The organism is Pseudoxanthomonas sp. 134C1 (assembly GCF_057773065.1).
The window spans coordinates 483,704-503,722 of record NZ_JBYMTH010000001.1; the positions used below are offsets into that span (position 1 = coordinate 483,704).

Here is a 20,019-nt window from a genome sequence, read left to right on the forward strand (position 1 = left end):
GGCGGGCCGGCTCACAGATCGGTTCCGATGTTGAGGTAGATCTGGAATTGCGAATCGGGATCGTTCAGGCCATGCGCCAGATCCAGACGCACCGGCCCGATCGGCGAGCGCCAGCGGAAGCCGACGCCCACGCCGGTGCTCAGATCCGGCATGCCGCCATCGAAGGCGCTGCCGGTGTCGACGAACACCGCGCCGCCCCATGGCCCGCCGCCGGGGTAGTACTCATACTCGGCGCTGGCGGTGACCACGTTCTTGGCGCCCAGCGCGTACTTGCCGATGCGGGGCCCGACCTCGCGCCAGGCATAGCCGCGGATGCTGCGATCGCCACCGGCGAAGAAGCGCAGCGAAGGCGGCATGCCGACCAGGCTGCTGGTGAAGGTATGGCCATACTCGCCGCGGAAGATCAACGCGCTGTTGCGGCCATATTCGCGCGACCAGCGCGCACGGATGTGCGCCTGCAGGAAGCTGGCGTCGGAACCGGCGCCTTCCACGCCACCGCGCAGCAGCACCGAGCCGGCCAGCCGGTCGGGGCGGTTCGATCCGACCGGCGCATTGAGGTAGTCGGCCTGCAGCGACGGATAGGTGAAGGTGGCGTAGCGGTACTCGGGCGAGTCCAGCTCGTTGCCGTCCTCGTCCTCGTAATAGGCCCAGCGCTCGCGCAGCGCGTGGATCGAGGCGACCGCGGTCCAGTCCTCGTTGATCTGGCCGCTGCGGCTGCCGATGAATTCGATGTGGCGCAGGTCGATGTAGTCGGTCTGCTCGTCGCTGGCCTGCACCGCGAGGGTATACCAGCCATCCAGCCACTTGAAGGCGGGGATGCGGTACTGGGTGAGCAGGGTCTTGCGGTTCTGCGCGTAGTCGAGCTGGGTCGACAGCTTGTGCCCGCGAGAATTGAGATAGCGCCGATCCACGCCCATGCGGATACCGGCACCGCTTTCGGAGCCGTAGCTCACGCCGGCAGTGTAGATGGTGCGTTTGGCCAGGCTCAGGTTGACGTCGATCGGCACGCGCCCGTCCACGGCCTTGTCGGGGTTGGCCTGGATGTCGATGTTGCTGAAGTAGTCCAGTCCCACCAGTGATTCACGCAGGCGATCCAGCTTGCCCTGGTGGAAGTAGCTGCCTTCTTCCCAGTACACCAGTTTGTCCAGCAGCCCGGGCTCGAACTTGCTCTGGTGGAAGGTGGTGGGGCCCATGTCGTAGCGGATGCCGCTGACCCAGGCCAGGTCGATGTCGGCCGCATGCTCGGCGCGGGTGACTTCCACCCGGCGCTGGGTGAAGTCGGCGTCGAAGTAGCCGCGATCGGCCAGGCGCCGCACGATCTTGAGCTTGCTGGCTTCGTAGGTGGTGTGATCGAACACCTCGCCGGTGCGCGGCGCGAACGCGGCCAGGTCTTCCTTCAGGTAGCGATCGCCGCCACCTTCGCCATCGATGCTCAGGCTTGAACGGCGCACCCGCACCGGTTCGCCCCTGGACACGTGGATGACCACTTCCACCCGTTCGTTTTCGCCATCGCCGGTACGGTTGGCCTGGACCTGGATGTCGGGCGAGTAGTAACCGAAGGGTTCCAGCGCCTCGCGCGTCTGCGCGGTCGCCTCGTTCAGCAGGTACTCCAGGCGCGACTCGCCCAGGCGCTTGCCGACCACGTCGTTCAGTGAAAGCGCGACGTGGATGTTCTCCACCATCGTCTCGTCGTCGATGCCCTCGATGCGGATCTTGTCGACGGTGGCCGCGGCCCGGGCGGGGCCAGTGGCGGCAAGCAGGGCGAGCAGGATGGCGAGGGGGGCGATTCGTCGCATGCGGGCAGGATAACCGGCGAAGGGATTTTCGGGTTAAAGGAACATGAGGGCGTGCGTGGCCCCGATGCGATCAGCGGGTCGATGCTGAATGACGGAACGGGCTCATGCGAGATGAGCGCCCCAAGGTGAAAGCCCCGGGCTCCGCGCATCGATCGGCGCGCGGCGGAGCGATGCCCGGCGGGCGATGAAGCGGCCTCCCCGCGATCGCGGGGAGGCCGTCGATTCAGACCGAGAGATGTTCGATCGCGGCGACGGCGCGGAAACGATCGGCCAGCCGCTTGAGCAGGGCCAGGCGGTTGGCGCGGATGGCCGGGTCGTCGGCGTTGACCATCACGTTGTCGAAGAACGCATCGACCTGCGGACGCAGGCGCGCCAGCCGGTTCAACACGCTGACGTAGTCGTGGCGGTGCAGGGCGTCGTCCGTGTCGCCGAGCGCGGCTTCCACCGCTTCGGCGAGCGCGCTTTCGGCCGGCTCCTGCAGCAACGTGCGATCCTCCATCGCCGGAATCGCGATGTCGGCCTTCTTCAGGATGTTGTTGATGCGCTTGTTGGCCGCGGCCAATGCTTCGGCTTCCGGCAGGCTGGCGAAGGTGCCGATCGCGTCCAGGCGGGTGTCGAAGTCGTACAGCGAAGCGGGCTTGAGCTCGGCGATCGCGTTGAAATGCGCGGCCGGCACGCCCTTGTCGGCGTAGTAGCCGCGCAGGCGGTCGAGGATGAAGTCGTGCAGTTCGTGCGTGTCGGCCTGCACGCCGCGCGCGGCCAACGCCGCATTGGCGTGATGGAGCAGGGCAGGCAGATCAAGGTTGAAGCCGGACTCGATGATCGTGCGCGCCAGCCCCAGCGCATTGCGGCGCAGGGCGAACGGGTCCTTGTTGCCGGTCGGCTTCAGGCCCGCGGCGAAACCGCCGGCCAGAGTGTCCAGGCGCTCGGCGATGGCCAGCACCTTGCCCAGCGGCGAAAGCGCGATATCGTCTCCGGCGAAGCGCGGCTGGTAGGCCTCGTCGATCGCCAGTGCGATCTCCTTCGACTCGCCCGCGGCCAGCGCATAGTGGCGGCCGGCGATGCCCTGCAGTTCCGGGAACTCGTTGACCATGCGCGATTGCAGATCGTTCTTGGACAGTTCCGCGGCGCGACGTGCTTCGGCCGGCTCGGCACCGGCCTGCGGCGCGATCATCTCCGCCAGCGCGGCCACGCGCGCGGCCTTGTCCGCCACGCTGCCCAGCTTGGCCTGGTAGGTGACCGTCTTCAGGCCGTCACCCATCGACAGCAGGCCCTGCTTGAGATCCTCGTCGAAGAAGAACTTGGCATCGGAGAAGCGCGGGCGGATCACGCGCTCGTAGCCCTTGCGGACTTCGGCGGCGTTCTGCGATTCGATGTTGGCGATGCCGATGAAGTGCTCGGTCAGCTTGCCGGCGTCGTCCAGCACCGGAAAGAACTTCTGGTTGATCTCCATCGTTTCGATCAGCGCTTCCTGCGGTACCGCCAGGAACGCCGGCTCGAAGCCGCACAGCACCGCGGCCGGCCATTCGGTCAGGCAGACCACCTGTTCCAGGTTGTCGTCGGTGACGCGGGCGACGCCGCCGGCGGCACGCGCGGCCTGGTTGACCGCGTCCACGATGCGGCGGCGGCGCTCGTCGGCGTCGACCAATACCTTTGCCGAACGCAGCGAATCCACATAGTCGCCGGGCTGGCCGATCCAGACCGGCTTGTCATGCTCGAAGCGGTGGCCGCGGCTCATGCGGTCGGCCTTCACGCCGAGCACCTCGGCTTCAATCACTTCGCCGCCCAGCAGCAGCACCAGCCAGTGAACGGGGCGGGCGAACGCATAGTCGTGATCGCCCCAGCGCATCGGCTTGGGAATGGGCATGCCGGCCATGGCCTCGCGCACGATCTCCGGCAGCAGGCTGGCCGTCCTCGCCCCCGGCTTGATCGCGCGGTGGACGAAGCGCTCTCCCTTGCCGTCGGTGGTGCGTTCCAGCCGGGTCCAGTCGATCCCGGCCTTGGCGGCGAAACCCTGCAGCGCCTTGGTCGGCTCGCCGTTGGCGTCCAGCGCGATGTTGAGGTAGGGCCCCAGCACTTCCGATTTCTGTTCCGGTTGTTCCACCGCCACGCCCGGCAGCAGCACGGCCAGGCGGCGCGGCGTATACAGCGGCTTGGCGTCGCCGTGCCGGAAATCGATGCCGCGCTTCTCCAGCGCGCCGATCACGCCGTCGAAGAACGCCTGCGCCAGTCCGGGCAGCGCCTTGACCGGCAGTTCCTCGGTTCCGAGTTCGATCAGCAGGGATTTTTGTTCGCTCATGTCGTGCAACCTGGTTTTCTGTGCCGCTCCCCGCGTGGGGATCGTGGTGGAGCGTGCGGGCTTGCCCCCATCCGCCCTTCGGGCACCTTCCCCCGCGGGCGGGGGAGGGAGTGCGTCATGCCGTCTTCTGCTTCAATCCCGGAAAGCCGAGCTTCTCGCGCTGCGCGTGATAGGCCTCGGCGACCGCTTGGGCCAGCTTGCGCACGCGCAGGATGTAGCGCTGGCGTTCGGTCACCGAAATCGCGCGGCGGGCATCGAGCAGATTGAAGCTGTGCGAAGCCTTGCAGACCTGCTCGTAGGCCGGCAGCGGCAGGCCGGCCTCGACCAGCTTCATCGCCTCGGCCTCGCAGGCGTCGAAGCGATGGAACATCTCCGCGACGTCGGCGTATTCGAAGTTGTAGGTGCTCTGCTCGACTTCGTTCTGGTGGTAGACGTCGCCGTAGGTGACGATGCCCTGCGGGCCTTCGGTCCACACCAGGTCATAGACGTTGTCGCAGTTCTGCAGGTACATGCACAACCGCTCCAGGCCGTAGGTGATCTCGCCCAGCACCGGCCGGCATTCCAGGCCACCCGCCTGCTGGAAGTAGGTGAACTGGGTGACCTCCATGCCGTTGAGCCAGACTTCCCAGCCCAGACCCCAGGCGCCCAGGGTCGGCGATTCCCAGTTGTCCTCGACGAAGCGAAGGTCATGCACGCGCGGATCGATGCCCAATGCCTTGAGCGACTCCAGGTACAGCTCCTGGATGTTGTCCGGGTTGGGCTTCATCACCACCTGGTACTGGTAATAGCGCTGCAGGCGGTTGGGGTTTTCGCCATAGCGGCCGTCGGTCGGACGGCGGCTGGGCTGCACGTAGGCGGCATTCCACGGCTCCGGGCCCAGTGCGCGCAGGAAGGTGGCCGGATGGAAGGTGCCGGCGCCGACTTCCAGGTCCAGCGGCTGGATCAGGACGCAGCCCTGGGCGGCCCAGTACTGGTTCAGGGTCTGGATGAGCCCCTGGAAGGTCAAGGCGGGGGTCGAAGTGGCGGCCATCGGCTTATCGTGCACTGCGGAAAAGCGGGCTAGTATACGGGGGAAGCCCCCGCCCCACCTTCGTTTGCCCACCGTGGACGTCCCTGTGAAAGCGCCCTTCCTCATCGTCGAAACCGGCCAGCCGGTACCGTCGATGCGACGCTATGGCGGCTTTCCGCACTGGATCCGGGTGGCGGCCGGTCTGGAAGCGGACGAGGCGGTGGTGAGCAATGTCGAGCGCGGCGACGCATTGCCGCGCCGCGAGGGATTCGCCGGGGTGATCGTCAGCGGTTCGGCGGCGATGGTCACCGACCGCGCCGACTGGAGCGAGCGCAGCGCCGACTGGTTGCGCGAGGCCGCCCACGAAGGCGTGCCGGTGCTCGGCATCTGCTACGGCCACCAACTGCTGGCGCATGCGCTGGGCGGCGAGGTCGCCTACAACCCGGCCGGGCGCGAATCCGGCACGGTGACCATCGATCTGCATCCGCACGCGGACGGCGATCCGCTGTTCGCCGGCCTTCCGGCCAGCTTCGCCGCCCATGCCACCCATGTGCAGACGGTGCTGCGGGCGCCGGACGGCGCCACCGTGCTGGCCCGCTCCGAACAGGACCAATGCCATGCCTTTCGCTGGCGGGACCGGGCCTGGGGCGTGCAGTTCCATCCCGAGTTCGCCACCCACCACATGCGCGGCTATGTCCATGCGCGCGCCGACCACCTGCGCGACGAGGGGCGCTGCCCCGGCAGCATCGCCCGCAGCGTGACGGCGGCGCCGCAAGCCCGCAAACTATTGCGGCGTTTCGTCGCGCACGCGCGCGGGCTGCAGGCCCGCTAACCCCAAGAGAATCTGTTCATGTTAGAAGCACGCAAGCTGCCGCTGGAACGCGGTCTGGCTTGGTTCCTACAGGCCGTGAATGTTGGTCGCCGCAATCCCAGGACAGTCCTCGGAGCCGCGGCGCTACTGATCCTCACCCTGTATGTGATCACTTTCCTGCTGCTGCTTCCCGTGGCCTGGCAGGGGGTTGGCAGCGATGGCTTGCCGATGTTGGGTGTTTCCTCGCTGATCCTCATTTTCGCCACCTTGATGTGCATCCTTCCCGTACTCCTGGGAGGACTGATACACGTCGTCAGGGAATCCGAAGAGGGACGCGAGGTCGGCGTCCGCGATCTTTTCGTGCCTTTTCGCAATGGCAGCTTCCTGAAACTGTTCACGCTGGGCCTGGTCCAGCTTGGACTGAATGCGCTCGCGGCGGCGGCGGTGGCGCTGCTGGCCGGCCCCGACTACTGGAGCCAGTACTTCGCGGTTCTGCAGCAGGCGATGAGCGGAACCATCTCGGTCGCACCGCAGCCGCAGCATCCCTACCTCATGTTCATCGTGCAGACGCTGTTCAATTACGTCAGCGCCGCGATCCTGATGTTCTCGATACCCTCGTTGATGTTCCTGCGGGTATCGGTTCCCGAAGCGGTGAAGATGAGCTTGAATGCAGCGATCCGGAATGTGGTGCCAAACCTGGGCGCGGCCGCGCTGTTCCTGCTTGGCGTCGTGGTCGCCACCGTGGTGGCGAGCGTCATCGGCTTGATCGCAGCCACCTTGGGAAGCCTCGTCCATCCCGCCATCGGCGTGGCGATCCTCGCCCTCGTCTATCTGTGCTTCGGCAGCACGATCCTTCTGGTGCTGGCGGGCTGCGCCTTGGCCGCGTGGAGGGATACGTTCGGTATCAATGGCGAGGCGAACGATCCGCCCACGCCTCCAGGAAGCTTCGCGGCATAGTGGTTCCCGACCGTTCTGCGGCAAGCATCTTTTCAGGCGCGGTGCCCGGTCCCCAGATACTCCGCGCTCTGCATTTCGATCAGGCGCGAAGCGGTGCGTTCGAAGGCGCCCTGCAGGCGCTCGCCGGTGTACAGCGCCGTCGGCGCGGCATCGGCCGTGCATACCAGATTGACCTGGCGGTCGTAGATTTCGTCGATGAGGTTGACGAAGCGGCGCGCGGCGTCTTCGTTGAGGCGATCGAAGCGGGGAATCCCGCCCAGCAGCAGGGTATGGAACTCGCGCGCCACCTCGATGTAGTCGGTGGTGCCGCGCGGGCCTTCGCAGATTGCGGCGAAGTCGAACCAGACGATGCCCTTGCCGCGGCCACGCACCGGAATCCGGCGGTCGTCGATGATGATGTTGCCGTCGCGGGTCGCGCTGCCGGCGCTCAGTTCCTTCCAGCGTTCGCACAGCCAGGCGTCCGATTGCGCATCCAGCGGCGCGCGATAGACCGGTGAACGGGTCAGCGCGCGCAGGCGATAGTCCTCGGTGCCAATGGCATGGACTTCCACGCAGTACTTCCGCAGCAGCGCGATGGCCGGCAGGAAGCTGTCGCGCTGCAGCCCGTCCTTGTAGAGATTGTCCGGCGCGGTGTTGGAACTGGTCACCAGGGTCACGCCCTCGGCGATCAGGCGCTCCAGCAGGCGCCCCAACAGCATCGCGTCGCCGATGTCGGTGACGAAGAACTCGTCCAGCACCAGCACGCGCAGGCGATCCCGCCACTCCTGCGCGATCTTCGCCAGCGGATCGCTCTGGCCGGCATGTTCGCGCAGGCGTTCGTGCACGCCGCGCATGAAGCGGTGGAAGTGGGTGCGGTACTTGCCGCCGGCGGCGTGAGGTGAATCCGGGTGGAACGGTTCCAGCGGCAGGCCGTCGTAGAACAGGTCGATCAGGAAGGTCTTGCCGCGGCCGACGCCGCCCCACAGGTACAGGCCGCGGACCGGCTCGGGCTTCTTCCAGAAGGAGGACAGGCGATCCAGCCAACCGTCCTGGGAATCCTCGAGCAGGGCCAGATGGATCCGGTCCAGTTCACGCAGCGCGTCGTACTGCGCCGGATCGTCGCGCCAGTGGCCCTCGGCGACGCCGCGCGCGTAGGCCTGCGACGGCGTCAGGGGCGCCGGGGTGTCGCCGTCCGCCATCATGCCTCCGGCAGCCAGGCCTTCATCGCGTGCTTGATCGCGCCGCGCAGGTCCATCAGCTTGCGGTGGAAGAAATGGCTGGTCTCCGGCATGCGGATCAATTCCGGCGGATCCCTGAGCCCGTCAATCCAGTCGTAGACCGCCTGCGGCTCGACGATTTCATCCTGCTCGCCCTGGATCACCAGCCATGGGCAGGATGGTGGCACGATCGCGGCGAAATCCCAGCGCCCGGCCGGCGGCGCGATCGAAATCAACGCGTCGGGCCTGAGCGTGTCCGCGCAACGCAGCGAGACATAGGCGCCGAAGCTGAAACCGGCCAGCCAGAGCCGCGTCCCCGGCCGCTGCGCGCGCACCCACTCGACCACGGCCGTCAGATCCTCGGCTTCGCCGTCGCCGTGGTCGAAATTGCCGGCCGAGCCGCCGGTGCCGCGGAAGTTGAAACGCACCGTCACCGCACCCAATTCGCGCAGGCTGCGCGCGGTCATCACCACCACTTTGTTGTGCATGGTGCCGCCCTCGGTGGGCAGCGGATGGCAGACGATGGCGAGCAGCGGCAGCGGTGTGACGCCGTCGTCCGGCCACTCGACGGCCAACTCCAGCGGACCCTCCGGACCGGACAGGGTGAGCGTGGCGGTTTGCGGGGGGAAATCGGGAATCGACATGCGTCAATGATAAGCCCTGGCTTCTCCGCGGCCGCGATGAGACGTGGTGTCGGCGATGCCGGCAACGCAATGCTGCGTTCGACGATTCGTCTTGCGACGGCCATTGCTGCGGCGCACAATATCCCGCTTCCCCGCCCGCGATGTCCGGTTTTTCCGGCATTTCCGCCCGCATGCGCCTTCCCCTCCTTGCGCTCGCCGTGAGCGCTTTCGCCATCGGCACCACCGAATTCGTGGTGATGGGCCTGTTGCCGCAGATGGCGCAGGACCTCGATGTCTCGATCCCTTCCGCCGGCATGCTGGTGTCCGGCTATGCCCTGGGCGTGGTGTTCGGCGGCCCCCTGCTGGCGATGGCCACCGCCCGGTTGCCGCGCAAGGCGGTACTGCTGGTGCTGATGGGCGTGTTCGTGCTCGGCAATCTGCTGTGCGCGCTGGCGCCCGATTACCCGACCTTGATGGTGGCGCGCGTCGCCGCCGCGCTGGCGCACGGTTCGTTCTTCGGCGCCGGCGCCGTGGTCGCCGGTCATCTCGCGCCGCCCGGCAAGCGCGCGCAGGCGATCGCCTTGATGTTCACCGGCCTGACCGTCGCCAACATCCTGGGCGTGCCCGCCGGTACCTGGCTCGGCCAGGCGCTGGGTTGGCGGGCGACGTTCTGGGCGGTGGTGGCGCTGGGCGCGCTCGCGCTGATCGCCATCGCCCGCTGCGTGCCGGCGCTGCGCGACCTGACACCGCCGCGGCTGGGCCGCGAACTGCGTGTGCTGCGCGAACCTCAGGTGCTGCTGGCGCTGGGCATGACGGTGTTCGGTTTCGGTGGCGTATTCGCGGTGTTCACCTACATCGTGCCGATCCTGACCGACGAGGCGGGTGTGGCCAGCCATTCGGTGGGCGCGGTGCTGGTGCTGTTCGGGCTCGGCGCCACCCTCGGCACGCTGCTGGGCGGTCGCCTGGCCGACTGGAAACTGATGCGCGCGCTGATGATCGCCCTGTCCGCGCTGTGCGTGTTCTTCCTGCTGTTCGCCGCGACCATGCATCTCAAGCCGTTCGCGATCGCCGGTGTGTTCCTGATCGGTTTCATCGGCTTCATCGGCGGTCCCGGCCTGCAGGCGCGTTCGGTGCAGCAGGCGAAGGACGCGCCGTTGCTGGCGTCCACCCTCAACCAGAGCGCCTTCAATCTGGGCAATGCGGGCGGCGCCTGGATCGGCGCGACGCTGCTGGCGAATGGCGCCGCGTATCCCGTCCTGGGCGTGGCCGCCGCCGCAGTGACCGCGGTGGGACTGGGCCTGACCGTGCTCAGCGCCCAGCGCGATGCGCGGGACGCCCCGTTCGACGCGGTCTGCGAAAGCGGTACCGCCGGGCACTGATCCGCGACGGCGCGGCCGCCCGCGTCCGGACCCTCAGTCGGCAGGCACCGTGCGCTCGCGCGCCCATTCCCGCAGCGCACCGACCTGTTCGGCCATCAGCACCGACAGCGGGCGGGTGTTGCGGATTTCCTCCATCAACAACGCGGTGTCCAGCGCGCGCTGTTCGCCGTGTGCGGTATACAGCGCCGAGACGATGGCCTGTTCCAGTTCCGCGCCGGAAAACCCGTCGGACGCGGCGGCCAGCGCCGGCAGCTGCAGATCCTCCACCGGCAACTGGCGCCGGGCCAGGTGCACGCGCAGGATCTCCACGCGGGTGTCGGCGTCGGGCAGGTCGACGAAGAAGATCTCGTCGAAGCGGCCCTTGCGCAGCAGTTCGGCCGGCAATTCCTGGACCTGGTTGGCGGTGGCGACCAGGAACACCGGCGCCTTGCGTTCGGCCATCCAGGTCAGCAGGTAGCCGAGCACGCGCCGCGAGACGCCGCCATCCTCGCCGCCGCTGGCCAGTCCCTTCTCGACTTCGTCGATCCACAGCACGCACGGCGCCAGTTGTTCGGCCGAGGCGAGCACGGCGCGCAGGTTCTTCTCGGTCTCGCCGTGGTACTTGTCATACAGGGTGCCGAAATCCAGCCGCAGCAACGGTACGCCGAAACCCGCGGCGGTGGCCTTGGCGAGCATCGATTTGCCGCAGCCCTGCACGCCCAGCAGCAACACGCCGCGCGGCGGATCCAGGCCCGGCGGCGCGCTGCCGGCGAAGACCGCTCGGCGCTGTTCGATCCAGCGCTTCAGCCGGCGCGCGCCGGCCACGTCGGCGAAGCGCGCCGTGTCGTACTCGTAGTGCAGGTGGCCGCTGCGGTTCAGCAGTTCGAATTTGAGCCGGGCCAGCTGGGGCAGATCGTCGGCGTTGAGCGCGCCATCGGCATGGATCAGCTGGCGCGCGATGCGACGCGCGTCGGACAGGCTCAGGCCCTGCAGGTTGCGCAGGATCTGGCGGGCGGCATCGCCGTCCACCACGACCCGCCTCCCGCCGTTCTCGCGGGCATAGCCTTCGGCTTCCTCGCGCAGCATCTTCTGCAGGGCGGTGGCGTCGGGCAGGCGCGGGCTGAACCGCACCGCCATCGATTCCAGTTCCGGCGGCAGTTCCACCTTGTGGCCGATGAGCACGATCACGTGCGGCAGGCAGTGACGACGCTGGATCAGGTCGCGCAGCGCGCGCTGGCTGCTGGCGTAGCCCAGGTAGGGGTGGAAGTCCAGCAGCAGATAGATGCCGCGCTGGCTGGCCTGGCGCATCGCCTGGAGGGCGGCGCTGGCGTCGGGCGGCCCTTCCGGCTCGTCCTCGCGGTCCATGTCGATGCGGCGAAGGCCCTCGGTGATCGTCCACCGGTACAGGGCCCGCCATACCTGCGAGAGGGTCTGGCGGAACAGATCGACCGCGCGGGCCTCATCCTGGGTCTCGATCACGATCAGCGGGGTGTTGGCCCGGATCAGCGCGGTCAAATCCTGGAGTTCGTTCATGAAAGCGGTCGTTCCGTCGGGTGAAGAAAGATAGCAAAGCGATTCACGCCGCGTGGACACGTCGGGCGATTCCCGCCCGCCTGCCGCCGGTGTACCCTGCGGCTTCCCGGGCAATGAGGTGAGCGCATGAAGACGATTCTGGTCGCCAGCTCCAAGGGTGGCGCAGGCAAGAGCACCCTCGCGACGAACCTGGCGGCGAGCTTCGCCCTCGACGGCAAGCGAACGGTGCTGGTGGACGCGGATCCGCAGGGATCCTCCACCCGCTGGGCCGAGCGCCGGGCGGGACTGGAAAGCGCGGTGCTGCCGGTGGACGGCACCGGCAGGCGCGCCTGGCGCGACGCGGTGCCCGACGACGCCGACCGGGTGGTGATCGACGCGGCGGCCGGCGCGATGGCCGCCGACCTGGAATCGTTCCTGGACAAGGCCGACGTGGTGGTGGTACCGGTGCTGCCCTCGGCGATGGACATCGAGGCCACGGTCGGATTCCTCAACACCCTGGCCAAGGTGCCGCGGGTGCACAAGCGCAAACTGCCGGTGGGCCTGGTGGTCAACCGCAGCAAGCCCTGGACAAACGCCTCGCAGCAGGCGGTGGAAATGCTTGGCACCTGGCCTTATCCGGTGGTCGCGCAACTGCGCGACACCCAGGCCTACGTGGTGCTCGCGGGGCTGGGCCGCAGCCTGTTCGACTACCGTTCGGCCCAGGTCCGCGATCATCAATCCGATTGGGATCCGCTGATGAAGTGGATCAAGAAAGCCTGACCAGGAAGGAGTCCCCGCCCCAATGCGCCAACTGATCCTGCTGCGCCATGCGCACGCCGAGCCCGCCATTGCCGGGCAGTCCGACGTCGATCGGCCGCTTTCCCCCCAAGGCCTGGCGGAAGCCGAAGCGGCCGCCCGCTGGCTGGCCGAACACGGGCTGGTGCCGGATCGGGTGCTGTGTTCGCCCGCGCGGCGGGCCCGGGAAACCCTCGAGGCGGTGCTGGAAGCCATCGGCTATGTCGAGCAACGGCTCGAGGACGGTATCTACGAAGCGACCGCCGGGGGCCTGGCCGAACTGGCCGACAACCACCGCGAGGTCGAACGCCTGATGCTGGTCGGTCACAACCCGGGCTTCGAACACCTGGCGGCGCTGATGCACAGCGGCCAGTCCGGTGACTATCGCGGCATGCCGACCGCGGCGGTGGTGGTGCTGACCCTGCCCGCCGAAGCCAACATCGAACCCGGTGTCGCGACCCTGTCCTCGTTCTGGTGGCCATGACGCTGTTGACCGACAGGGGGTGGCTGAGTGTTGTCCTGGGACTCGGCCTGCTGTGCGCCTGGCCAGTCCGGGCGGGAGGAGACAAGGGGTTCGATCCGGCGCATACGCGACTGGGTTTCGAACTGCGCACGCGTTGGGGCCAGCGCCTGGAAGGGCTGTTTCCGCAATATGACGGACAGGTGCGGGTACTGGAGGACGGCCGCCAGCAGGTCCACCTGCGCATGTACACCCGCAGCGTCGAGATCGTCGGTTATCCGCGCTACACCGAATGGGCGCGCAGCGCGAAGTTCTTCGAAGCCGATCGCTATCCGGTGGTCACCTTCATTTCCAAGCCCTACGCGCCGCAGCTGCTGCGCGAAGGCGGCCTGCTGGAAGGCGACCTGAGCATCCGCGGGATCAGCCGGCCGCGCAGCCTGACCGTGGCGCCCGCCACGTGCCTGCGCCCGGCGCTGGATTGCGATGTGGTCGCCACCGGCGCGGTGCGTCGCAGCGATTACGACATGGACGACTGGAAGCTGGCGGTGAACGATCGCGTGCTGTTCGTACTGCGCGCGCGGGTCCGGGATGGAGCCTCCCAGTGAACCTGTCCCTGCCACGCAACGCCGCGCGCAGCGTGGCGATCGTGCTGTCCCTGGCCTGCACCGCCTGCGCCGGATTGAGCGAAGCCCAGCGGGACCGTGCGGCCGGCATCGCCATGGCCGCCCGCTCGGACGTGGTGGATTGCCGCGAAGCCGATGCCTGCGCGCTGCCATCGCCGCTGCACGATCTGGGGCCGCGCGCGCTGTCGGCGTCCACCCCGCAGGCCCCGCGGCACTACGCGCTGATCCTGGACCGCGGCGAGGATTCGCTGCTGGCGCGGCTCAACCTGATCCGCAGCGCGCATCGCAGCATCGATCTGCAGACCTACATCTTCGACAAGGACGACAGCGCCCGGCTGGTCCTTGACGAATTGGTGGCGGCGGCGCGGCGCGGCGTGCGGGTACGGCTGCTGATCGATCAACTTTCGGCGATCGCGGATCTGCAGATCCTGGGCGCGCTGTCCGGTGCCCACCAGAACTTCGCCATCCGCATCTACAACCCCAGCTTCGGCAAGGCCAAGCTCAACTACTTCGACTACGCGGGCAGCGTGCTGTGCTGCTTCCGCCGCTTCAACCAGCGCATGCACACCAAGCTGCTGCTGGTGGACGAGGAAATCGGCATCACCGGCGGGCGCAACTACCAGGACGACTACTACGACTGGGATGCGGAGTACAACTTCCGCGACCGCGACGTGCTGGTCGCGGGACCGGCGGCGCGCGGGATGGCCCGCAACTTCCAGGCGTTCTGGGACGCGCGCAGGAGCATCCCGGCCGAGCGCCTGAACGATGTCGGCCGCACCCTGTTGCGGGGGGGCGTGCCCGACATGCCGCCGGCACGTTTCCTGCGCCCGCAGCGGGTGGCGGAGATGGCGCGGGACGCGGGCGATCCGGCGGTGATCCAGGAACGGCTGGTGGAACCGGCCTTGCCGGTCGGCGAGGTCAAGTACGTGGCGGATCTGCCGCAGAAGCATCGCCGCGAACACGACAGCGACGCCGCGCCGTCCGCGCCGGAACTGGAGACCCTGATCGGCAATGCCAGCCAGGAAGTGCTGTTGCAGACGCCCTACCTGGTGATGTCCAGGCAGGCGCAGGACATCTTCCGGACGATGCGCAAGCGGCAGTCGCCACCGAAGGTGCTTGTGTCCACCAACAGCCTGGCCGCGACCGACAATCCGGTCGTCTATTCGATGTCGTTCAAGTACAAGCGCCGCTACCTGCGCGAGTTCGGCTTCGAGATCCACGAGTACAAGCCATTTCCGGAGGACGCGCCGGTCGACTACGCGACGCTGATGCCGGAGGGGCCGCCGGTGGCGCCCGCCGATGCGTCGGCGCGCAGCCGCCCGCGCGGTCCGTCGGGTTCGATGGGGCCCGCGTCGTCATCCTCGTCTTCTTCCTCGGGAAACCGCCGCGATCAGGCCGGCGAAACCACCCGAAAGCTGCAGCGCACCGAGGCGCGCCCCTCGTTCCTGAGCAGTGGCGCGGCAACCGGACCGGTACCGCTCAAGCGGGCCGGGGTGCGCATGGGCCTGCATGCCAAGTCGATGGTCATCGATGGCCGCATCGGAGTGATTGGCACCCACAACTTCGATCCGCGCTCGGAAACCTACAACACCGAGAGCGTGGTGATCATCGAGGACGAGGCGTTCGCGCGCGCGCTGGCCGACAGCATCCGCCGCGACATGCAACCGGAAAACTCCTGGCTGGTGGCGCGCAAGGTCAAGCCGCCGGTGTTCTCCGGTCTGGATTACAGTCTGGGCAAGGTCTCCGAGGCGCTGCCGCTGTTCGATCTGTGGCCCTGGCGCTATGCGACCAGCTACGAGTTCGTGCCGGGGCCCGATTGCCCCGAACCGCTGTCACCCGGTGATCCGCGCTTCCATCAGTGCTATCGCTCGGTGGGCGATTTCCCGGAAGTGAATGTCGGTCCGAAGTGGCTGTACACCCGCATCCTGACCGCGTTCGGCGCCGGCCTGGTGCCCATCCTCTAGCCTCCGGCCGGGTCGGCCATGCTGGCCTAAACTGGCCTTCCCCATTTACAGGACATCGCCATGGCCTTTCGCCAGCCCGTCGATCTCGACGCCATCAACGCCCATGCCCGCAACAGTCTGGTCGGCCATCTGGGCATCGTGTTGACCGAGGCGGGCGAGGACTGGCTGCGCGGCACCATGCCGGTCGACGCGCGTACCCACCAGCCATTCGGCATCCTGCACGGCGGCGCGTCGGTGGCGTTGGCCGAGACGCTGGGCAGCATGGCCGGCAACCTGACCGTGGACACCACCCGGGAAATGGTGGTCGGGCTGGAGATCAACGCCAACCACGTGCGTGCCGTACGCGAGGGCACGGTGACCGGCACCGCGCGCGCGCTGCATGTCGGCCGCAGCACCCAGGTCTGGGAAATCCGCATCGAGAACGAGGCCGGCAAGCTGGTCTGCGTCTCCCGCATCACCCTGGCGGTGGTGCCGGTGGCCGGTCCGGCGAAGTGACCGCCGTCCGGAACCGCCGCCGCCGGGCATTGGCTCCGTTTCGCTGAACGCGGGCATCCGGTATCGTGGGCGGATGAGCCTGACCCCCACTCCTGCCGCCGGACGCGGCGGTGTGGCGCGTGCGTTCCGCTACCTGTACCGCGTGCCGCTGCTGCTGATCCACTTGCTGGTCCTCCTGCCGCTGACCCTGTTGTCGATGGTGCCGCTCTGGGCGGGCATCGACGCGGGCGGAGAACGGCTGGAGCATCGCGTCGTCCGCGCGTGGTCGGCCGGGTTGATGCGCATCTTCGGTTTCCGCCTGCACCGCGAAGGCGCGCCGCTGGCGGGTCCGACCCTGTTCGTCGCCAATCACGTCAGCTGGGTCGACATCGAGATGCTGCACAGCCAGCGCATGATGGGGTTCGTGGCCAAGCGCGAGATTCGCGGCTGGCCGGTGGTGGGCTGGCTGGCCGAACGCGGCGAGACCATCTTCCACCAGCGCGGCAGCCAGGAATCGCTCGGTGGCGTGCTGCACGAAATGCTGCTGCGCCTGCGCGCCGGACGTTCGGTGGGTGTGTTTCCCGAAGGCCGCACGCGCGATGGTCATGAGGTCGGTCCGTTCCATGCGCGCATCTTCCTGGCGGCGGTCGAGGCGGAAGTGCCGGTGCAGCCGGTCGCGTTGCGCTATGGCGCGCACGCCAGCGCGCAGACCGTGGTGGCGTTCGCGCCCCGTGAGAGCTTCTTCGCCAATTTCCTGCGACTGCTTGGCGAACCGCCACGCGAGGCGGCGATCTGTTTCCTGGAACCGATCCGGGTGACCGACATGGAAGGGCGCAGGCGCATCGCCGATCTCGCCCGCGAGCGCATCATCGCGGCGATGCGGTAAGCTCGGTTACTTCGGTGCGGGTGAGGGGCCCGCCCACGACAACTCGAAGGGGAGACCATGGCAGCACGTTGGTGGAAGGCAACGGGTCTGGCGCTTTTTGGCGTGGCGATTGCCGCCATCGCGGTGGCGGAAGGTCCACCGCGGGCCACTTCGACATCCCCGCCACCGGCGCCCGCGCCGGCCATCGTCTCCGATGACATTCCCCTGGCCGCCGCCGACGCGGCCGCGGTCAGCGTGCCGAGTTCGCCGCAGGCCTGGGGTGGGCCGCGCACGGGCCAGGAGCCTACGCTGTCCGATCGCGTGGTCGACTACAAAATCCAGGTCAGCCTGGATCCGGACAAGCACACGCTCAAGGGCAAGCAGCAGCTGACCTGGCGCAATCGCAGCGATCGTCCCGTCCGTTCGGTCTACCTGCATCTGTACCTCAATGCCTTCCGCAACGAAGGCAGCACCTTCTTCCACGAGCAGCGCAACTTCGGCTTCGATTTCCGTTCCGACGTGCCGATGAAGGATGGCGAGTGGGGCTGGATCGACATGACCCGGGTCCTGCAGGCCGGTACCTCGGTGCCGCAGACGTTCGTGCAGCCCGACAACGGCCCGTCCACCGACATGACCGTGGTCCGTCTGGATCTGCCGCAGGCGGTCGCGCCGGGCGGCAGCACCACCCTGGACATCGATTTCGACGCGCAGTTGCCACGGGTGATCGCGCGCACCGGTTGCTTCGGCAGCTTCCACCTGATCGCGCAGTGGTTCCCGAAGATCGGCGTGCTGGAATTGCCGGGCGAGCGTGGCGCCACCACGCCGCGCTGGAACGTGCATGAGTTCCATCTCCACAGCGAGTTCTACGCCGATTTCGGCAGCTATGACGTGACCCTGGACGTCCCCAGCGAATACCGCGTCGGTGCGACCGGCGAACTGCAGGGCACGCCCACGACCGCCAACGGCCGCAGCCGGCACCGTTACGTGCAGCATGACGTGCACGACTTCGCCTGGACGGCGGACAAGAACTACGCCGAACCCCTGCTGGGCGACTGGACCGGTCCGGGCAGCCCGCCGGTCAAGATCCGCGTGCTGTACCCGCCCGAGTACAAGGCCAGCGCGGCGCCGGCGCTGAAGGCGACGCAGGAGTCGCTGACCTATTTCTCGCGCACGCTCGGTCCGTACCCGTACCGCACGGTGACGGTGGTGATTCCGGCCCACAACGCCACCGAGGCCGGGGGCATGGAATACCCCACCTTCTTCACCGCCGATTCGTTCGAACAGGTGCCATCGCTGGGCCTGAACGCGTTGGCGCTGGACTTCGTCACCATCCACGAGTTCGGGCATGGCTACTTCTACGGCATCCTCGCCTCCAACGAGTTCGAGGAGCCGATGCTGGACGAGGGCCTCAACGAGTACTGGGACCAGCGCATGCTGCGCGAAGCCGACCAGCACTACATCGTCGCGCCCGAGTGGCTGCGCCGGCTGGGCGTCCGTCCGCACCTGGGCGAGTTCGAACTGGAGCGTCTGGGCGCACGGCTGAATGATCCGGCCGACGGTACCGGTGCCAACTCCTGGGGCCGGCTGTCGAGCAGCAGCTACGGCGCGGTGTACTCGCGCACCGCGACGGTGATGCGGGATCTCGAGGCGCAGCTGGGCACGCCCGCCATCGAGAAGGCATTCAAGGACTACTACGCCACCTGGAAGTTCCGCCACCCCAGCATCGCCGACCTGCGCGAATCGCTGGCCGTATCGACCGGCCGCCGCGACGTGGTCGAGCGCGTTTTCGCGCAACAGGTCTACGCCACCCGCAAGGTCGATGATCGCGTCGAGCGCTTCACCAGCAGCGAGGTCCTGCCATTGGTGGGCGTGCAGATGGAGAAGGGCAAGCGCGTGGACGTGAGCGAAGCCGAACGCGACAAGCGGATCGACGAGCGCCGCGAAGCGTGGAACAAGGCGCACCCGGATGCCAAGGCCGGCAGCGGGCCATTCCCGTGGCGGACCACCGTGCTGGTGCGTCGCGACGGCGCGGCGGTTCCGCAAACCCTGGTGGTCACTTTCGCCGATGGCAGCCACAAGACCGTGCGCTGGGATGACGATGCGAGCTGGAAGCGGTTCGTGTGGGAGGGACCCAGCAAGGCCGTGTCGGTGCAACTGGATCCGCAGAAGCTGCATTACCTGGATGCCAGCAAGCTGGATGACAGCCGCACGCTGGACGAAGACGGCAGTGCCGCCCGTCGCTGGAGCGCCGACTTCGCGGCGCTGTTCCAAGCCCTGCAGACTTTCCTGGTGAGCCTATGAGCGCGCATTCCCGTTTCGGTTTCTGGCGCCAGCTGTTCGGCGCGTTCGGTGGCGCCCTGCAGTGGCGGGTGCTGGTGTTGTGGATGATCGCGCTGGGCCTGGTCGCGTTGATCGCGGCCTTCCCGGTCTGGCGCGCGCTGGATGGCGCGCTCAGCCATGCGGTTGACGCCGCCCGCCACGCGGTCGGCCTGGATGCCCTGGCGTTGGCGGATCTCAACCGGGTTTTCGACAAGGACGCCAGTGTGGGTTTCGGCGTGCTGATCAGTCTGCTGCTGAGCCTGTTGCTGTCGCCCTGGTTGACCGGCGTGATGCTTGCCGGCATCCGCTACGGTCGCGCCGGACGTCTGGGCGTGCTGGCCGGGGAAGGCATGCGCGAGTACGGGCGCCAGCTGCGTCTGATGATCTGGTCGCTGCTGCCGCTTGGCATCGCGATCGGACTGGGATCGTGGTGGATGGAGCTGGCGAGCACCCATGCCGGTGAAGCCGTGCTGGCGTCCAGCGCCCGCAAGGGCGAGCGGTTGGCGATGGTCGGCGCGGTGCTGGTGTTCATCCTCGCGCACGCGGGCATCGAACTGACCCGCGCCCGCATCGCGGTGCTCGACGACACCCGCTCGGTGATCCGCGCGTGGTGGCGCAGCTTCAGGCTGTTCCTGCGCCGTCCGTTCGCGGTGCTGGGCCTGTACCTGCTGGTCTGCGTGATCGGCTTCGCGGTGGCATTGGCGCTGGCGTGGCTGCGCAGCCGCGTGGCCGGCATCGGCTGGGGCGCGTTCGCGCTGGCGGTGCTGTGCGCGCAGCTGGTGGTGGTGACGCTGGCCTGGGTCCGGCTGGCGCGCCTGCGCGCGCTCGCCGCGGTGGTCGAGGACGATGCGGCGCGCCGGGCCGCCTGACGGAACGCTGCATGCCGCCGCGCGAGTGCCACGCGGCGGCCGTTTTGGAGCGACAATGCCGCCATTCCCTCCCCTGGGCATGGCTTGCC

General features: G+C 67.9%; 17 protein-coding genes. 11 read left to right on the plus strand and 6 right to left on the minus strand.

The window, feature by feature from the left end:
• Positions 1-11: 11 nt before the first annotated feature.
• The 3 genes from AC3DEZ_RS02110 to glyQ form a co-directional block, all read right to left on the minus strand.
• The gene (locus AC3DEZ_RS02110; protein WP_488386733.1) at positions 12-1,796 is read right to left on the minus strand and encodes an autotransporter assembly complex protein TamA; all 1,785 of its coding nucleotides are present in this window, start codon (positions 1,794-1,796) and stop codon (positions 12-14) included.
• A 223-nt stretch (positions 1,797-2,019) separates the two neighbouring features.
• Positions 2,020-4,095, minus strand: coding sequence for a glycine--tRNA ligase subunit beta (gene glyS / locus AC3DEZ_RS02115; RefSeq protein WP_488386734.1), 2,076 nt, complete (start codon positions 4,093-4,095; stop codon positions 2,020-2,022).
• Between the two features lie 115 nt (positions 4,096-4,210).
• Positions 4,211-5,125, minus strand: coding sequence for a glycine--tRNA ligase subunit alpha (glyQ, locus tag AC3DEZ_RS02120; RefSeq protein WP_447104168.1), 915 nt, complete (start codon positions 5,123-5,125; stop codon positions 4,211-4,213).
• An 85-nt stretch (positions 5,126-5,210) separates the two neighbouring features.
• Here glyQ and AC3DEZ_RS02125 point away from each other — a divergent pair, with 85 nt between their 5' ends.
• A complete protein-coding gene (locus tag AC3DEZ_RS02125; RefSeq protein ID WP_447104169.1) occupies positions 5,211-5,936 on the plus strand; it encodes a glutamine amidotransferase in 726 nt (241 codons plus the stop codon).
• An 18-nt stretch (positions 5,937-5,954) separates the two neighbouring features.
• Positions 5,955-6,872 carry a hypothetical protein gene (locus AC3DEZ_RS02130; protein ID WP_488386735.1) on the plus strand — a complete coding sequence of 306 codons (918 nt, stop codon included), beginning with the start codon at positions 5,955-5,957 and terminating at the stop codon, positions 6,870-6,872.
• Positions 6,873-6,904: 32 nt separating this feature from the next.
• Here the strand turns inward: AC3DEZ_RS02130 and zapE are convergent, their stop codons facing one another.
• Together zapE and AC3DEZ_RS02140 are read right to left on the minus strand one after the other, a co-directional pair.
• Positions 6,905-8,050, minus strand: a complete 1,146-nt coding sequence (gene zapE, locus AC3DEZ_RS02135) for a cell division protein ZapE (protein ID WP_488386736.1) — start codon at positions 8,048-8,050, stop codon at positions 6,905-6,907.
• Positions 8,050-8,712 carry an alpha/beta hydrolase gene (locus AC3DEZ_RS02140; protein ID WP_488386737.1) on the minus strand — a complete coding sequence of 221 codons (663 nt, stop codon included), beginning with the start codon at positions 8,710-8,712 and terminating at the stop codon, positions 8,050-8,052. Before AC3DEZ_RS02140 ends, zapE begins: the two co-directional genes overlap by 1 nt.
• 170 nt (positions 8,713-8,882) lie before the next feature.
• Here AC3DEZ_RS02140 and AC3DEZ_RS02145 point away from each other — a divergent pair, with 170 nt between their 5' ends.
• Positions 8,883-10,070: an MFS transporter gene (locus AC3DEZ_RS02145; protein ID WP_488386738.1), complete on the plus strand. Its 1,188-nt coding sequence runs from the start codon at positions 8,883-8,885 to the stop codon at positions 10,068-10,070.
• A gap of 33 nt (positions 10,071-10,103) precedes the next feature.
• On the opposite strand, the gene AC3DEZ_RS02150 is transcribed toward AC3DEZ_RS02145, so the two are convergent.
• On the minus strand, positions 10,104-11,582 hold the full coding sequence (locus AC3DEZ_RS02150) for an AAA family ATPase (protein WP_488386739.1): 1,479 nt from the start codon (positions 11,580-11,582) through the stop codon (positions 10,104-10,106).
• 126 nt (positions 11,583-11,708) lie between these two features.
• On the opposite strand from AC3DEZ_RS02150, the gene AC3DEZ_RS02155 reads away from it, so the two are divergent.
• The 8 genes from AC3DEZ_RS02155 (at position 11,709) to AC3DEZ_RS02190 (ending at position 19,930) form a co-directional block, all read left to right on the plus strand.
• Positions 11,709-12,341 carry a nucleotide-binding protein gene (locus tag AC3DEZ_RS02155; RefSeq protein WP_488386740.1) on the plus strand — a complete coding sequence of 211 codons (633 nt, stop codon included), beginning with the start codon at positions 11,709-11,711 and terminating at the stop codon, positions 12,339-12,341.
• 22 nt (positions 12,342-12,363) lie between these two features.
• Positions 12,364-12,840, plus strand: a complete 477-nt coding sequence (locus AC3DEZ_RS02160; protein WP_447104176.1) for a SixA phosphatase family protein — start codon at positions 12,364-12,366, stop codon at positions 12,838-12,840.
• Positions 12,837-13,421 carry a YceI family protein gene (locus tag AC3DEZ_RS02165; RefSeq protein ID WP_447104177.1) on the plus strand — a complete coding sequence of 195 codons (585 nt, stop codon included), beginning with the start codon at positions 12,837-12,839 and terminating at the stop codon, positions 13,419-13,421. Before AC3DEZ_RS02160 ends, AC3DEZ_RS02165 begins: the two co-directional genes overlap by 4 nt.
• A 2-nt stretch (positions 13,422-13,423) precedes the next feature.
• Positions 13,424-15,403 (plus strand): phospholipase D family protein, encoded by a 1,980-nt coding sequence (locus AC3DEZ_RS02170; protein ID WP_488387037.1) that lies wholly within the window; start codon positions 13,424-13,426, stop codon positions 15,401-15,403.
• Positions 15,404-15,463: 60 nt separating this feature from the next.
• Positions 15,464-15,898, plus strand: a complete 435-nt coding sequence (locus tag AC3DEZ_RS02175) for a hotdog fold thioesterase (protein ID WP_488386741.1) — start codon at positions 15,464-15,466, stop codon at positions 15,896-15,898.
• Between the two features lie 73 nt (positions 15,899-15,971).
• Positions 15,972-16,763, plus strand: coding sequence for a lysophospholipid acyltransferase family protein (locus AC3DEZ_RS02180; RefSeq protein WP_488386742.1), 792 nt, complete (start codon positions 15,972-15,974; stop codon positions 16,761-16,763).
• Between the two features lie 57 nt (positions 16,764-16,820).
• The gene (locus AC3DEZ_RS02185) at positions 16,821-19,043 is read left to right on the plus strand and encodes a M1 family metallopeptidase (protein ID WP_488386743.1); all 2,223 of its coding nucleotides are present in this window, start codon (positions 16,821-16,823) and stop codon (positions 19,041-19,043) included.
• Positions 19,040-19,930, plus strand: a complete 891-nt coding sequence (locus AC3DEZ_RS02190) for a hypothetical protein (protein ID WP_488386744.1) — start codon at positions 19,040-19,042, stop codon at positions 19,928-19,930. Before AC3DEZ_RS02185 ends, AC3DEZ_RS02190 begins: the two co-directional genes overlap by 4 nt.
• Positions 19,931-20,019: the final 89 nt, after the last annotated feature.

Coding starts and splice junctions, on each gene's coding strand:
- AC3DEZ_RS02110 (WP_488386733.1), bottom strand. CDS start 1,796: ATGCGACGAATCGCCCCCCTCGCCATCCTGCTCGCCCTGCTTGCCGCC.
- glyS (WP_488386734.1), bottom strand. CDS start 4,095: ATGAGCGAACAAAAATCCCTGCTGATCGAACTCGGAACCGAGGAACTG.
- glyQ (WP_447104168.1), bottom strand. CDS start 5,125: ATGGCCGCCACTTCGACCCCCGCCTTGACCTTCCAGGGGCTCATCCAG.
- AC3DEZ_RS02130 (WP_488386735.1), top strand. CDS start 5,955: ATGTTAGAAGCACGCAAGCTGCCGCTGGAACGCGGTCTGGCTTGGTTC.
- zapE (WP_488386736.1), bottom strand. CDS start 8,050: ATGGCGGACGGCGACACCCCGGCGCCCCTGACGCCGTCGCAGGCCTAC.
- AC3DEZ_RS02140 (WP_488386737.1), bottom strand. CDS start 8,712: ATGTCGATTCCCGATTTCCCCCCGCAAACCGCCACGCTCACCCTGTCC.
- AC3DEZ_RS02145 (WP_488386738.1), top strand. CDS start 8,883: ATGCGCCTTCCCCTCCTTGCGCTCGCCGTGAGCGCTTTCGCCATCGGC.
- AC3DEZ_RS02150 (WP_488386739.1), bottom strand. CDS start 11,582: ATGAACGAACTCCAGGATTTGACCGCGCTGATCCGGGCCAACACCCCG.
- AC3DEZ_RS02155 (WP_488386740.1), top strand. CDS start 11,709: ATGAAGACGATTCTGGTCGCCAGCTCCAAGGGTGGCGCAGGCAAGAGC.
- AC3DEZ_RS02160 (WP_447104176.1), top strand. CDS start 12,364: ATGCGCCAACTGATCCTGCTGCGCCATGCGCACGCCGAGCCCGCCATT.
- AC3DEZ_RS02165 (WP_447104177.1), top strand. CDS start 12,837: ATGACGCTGTTGACCGACAGGGGGTGGCTGAGTGTTGTCCTGGGACTC.
- AC3DEZ_RS02175 (WP_488386741.1), top strand. CDS start 15,464: ATGGCCTTTCGCCAGCCCGTCGATCTCGACGCCATCAACGCCCATGCC.
- AC3DEZ_RS02180 (WP_488386742.1), top strand. CDS start 15,972: ATGAGCCTGACCCCCACTCCTGCCGCCGGACGCGGCGGTGTGGCGCGT.
- AC3DEZ_RS02185 (WP_488386743.1), top strand. CDS start 16,821: ATGGCAGCACGTTGGTGGAAGGCAACGGGTCTGGCGCTTTTTGGCGTG.
- AC3DEZ_RS02190 (WP_488386744.1), top strand. CDS start 19,040: ATGAGCGCGCATTCCCGTTTCGGTTTCTGGCGCCAGCTGTTCGGCGCG.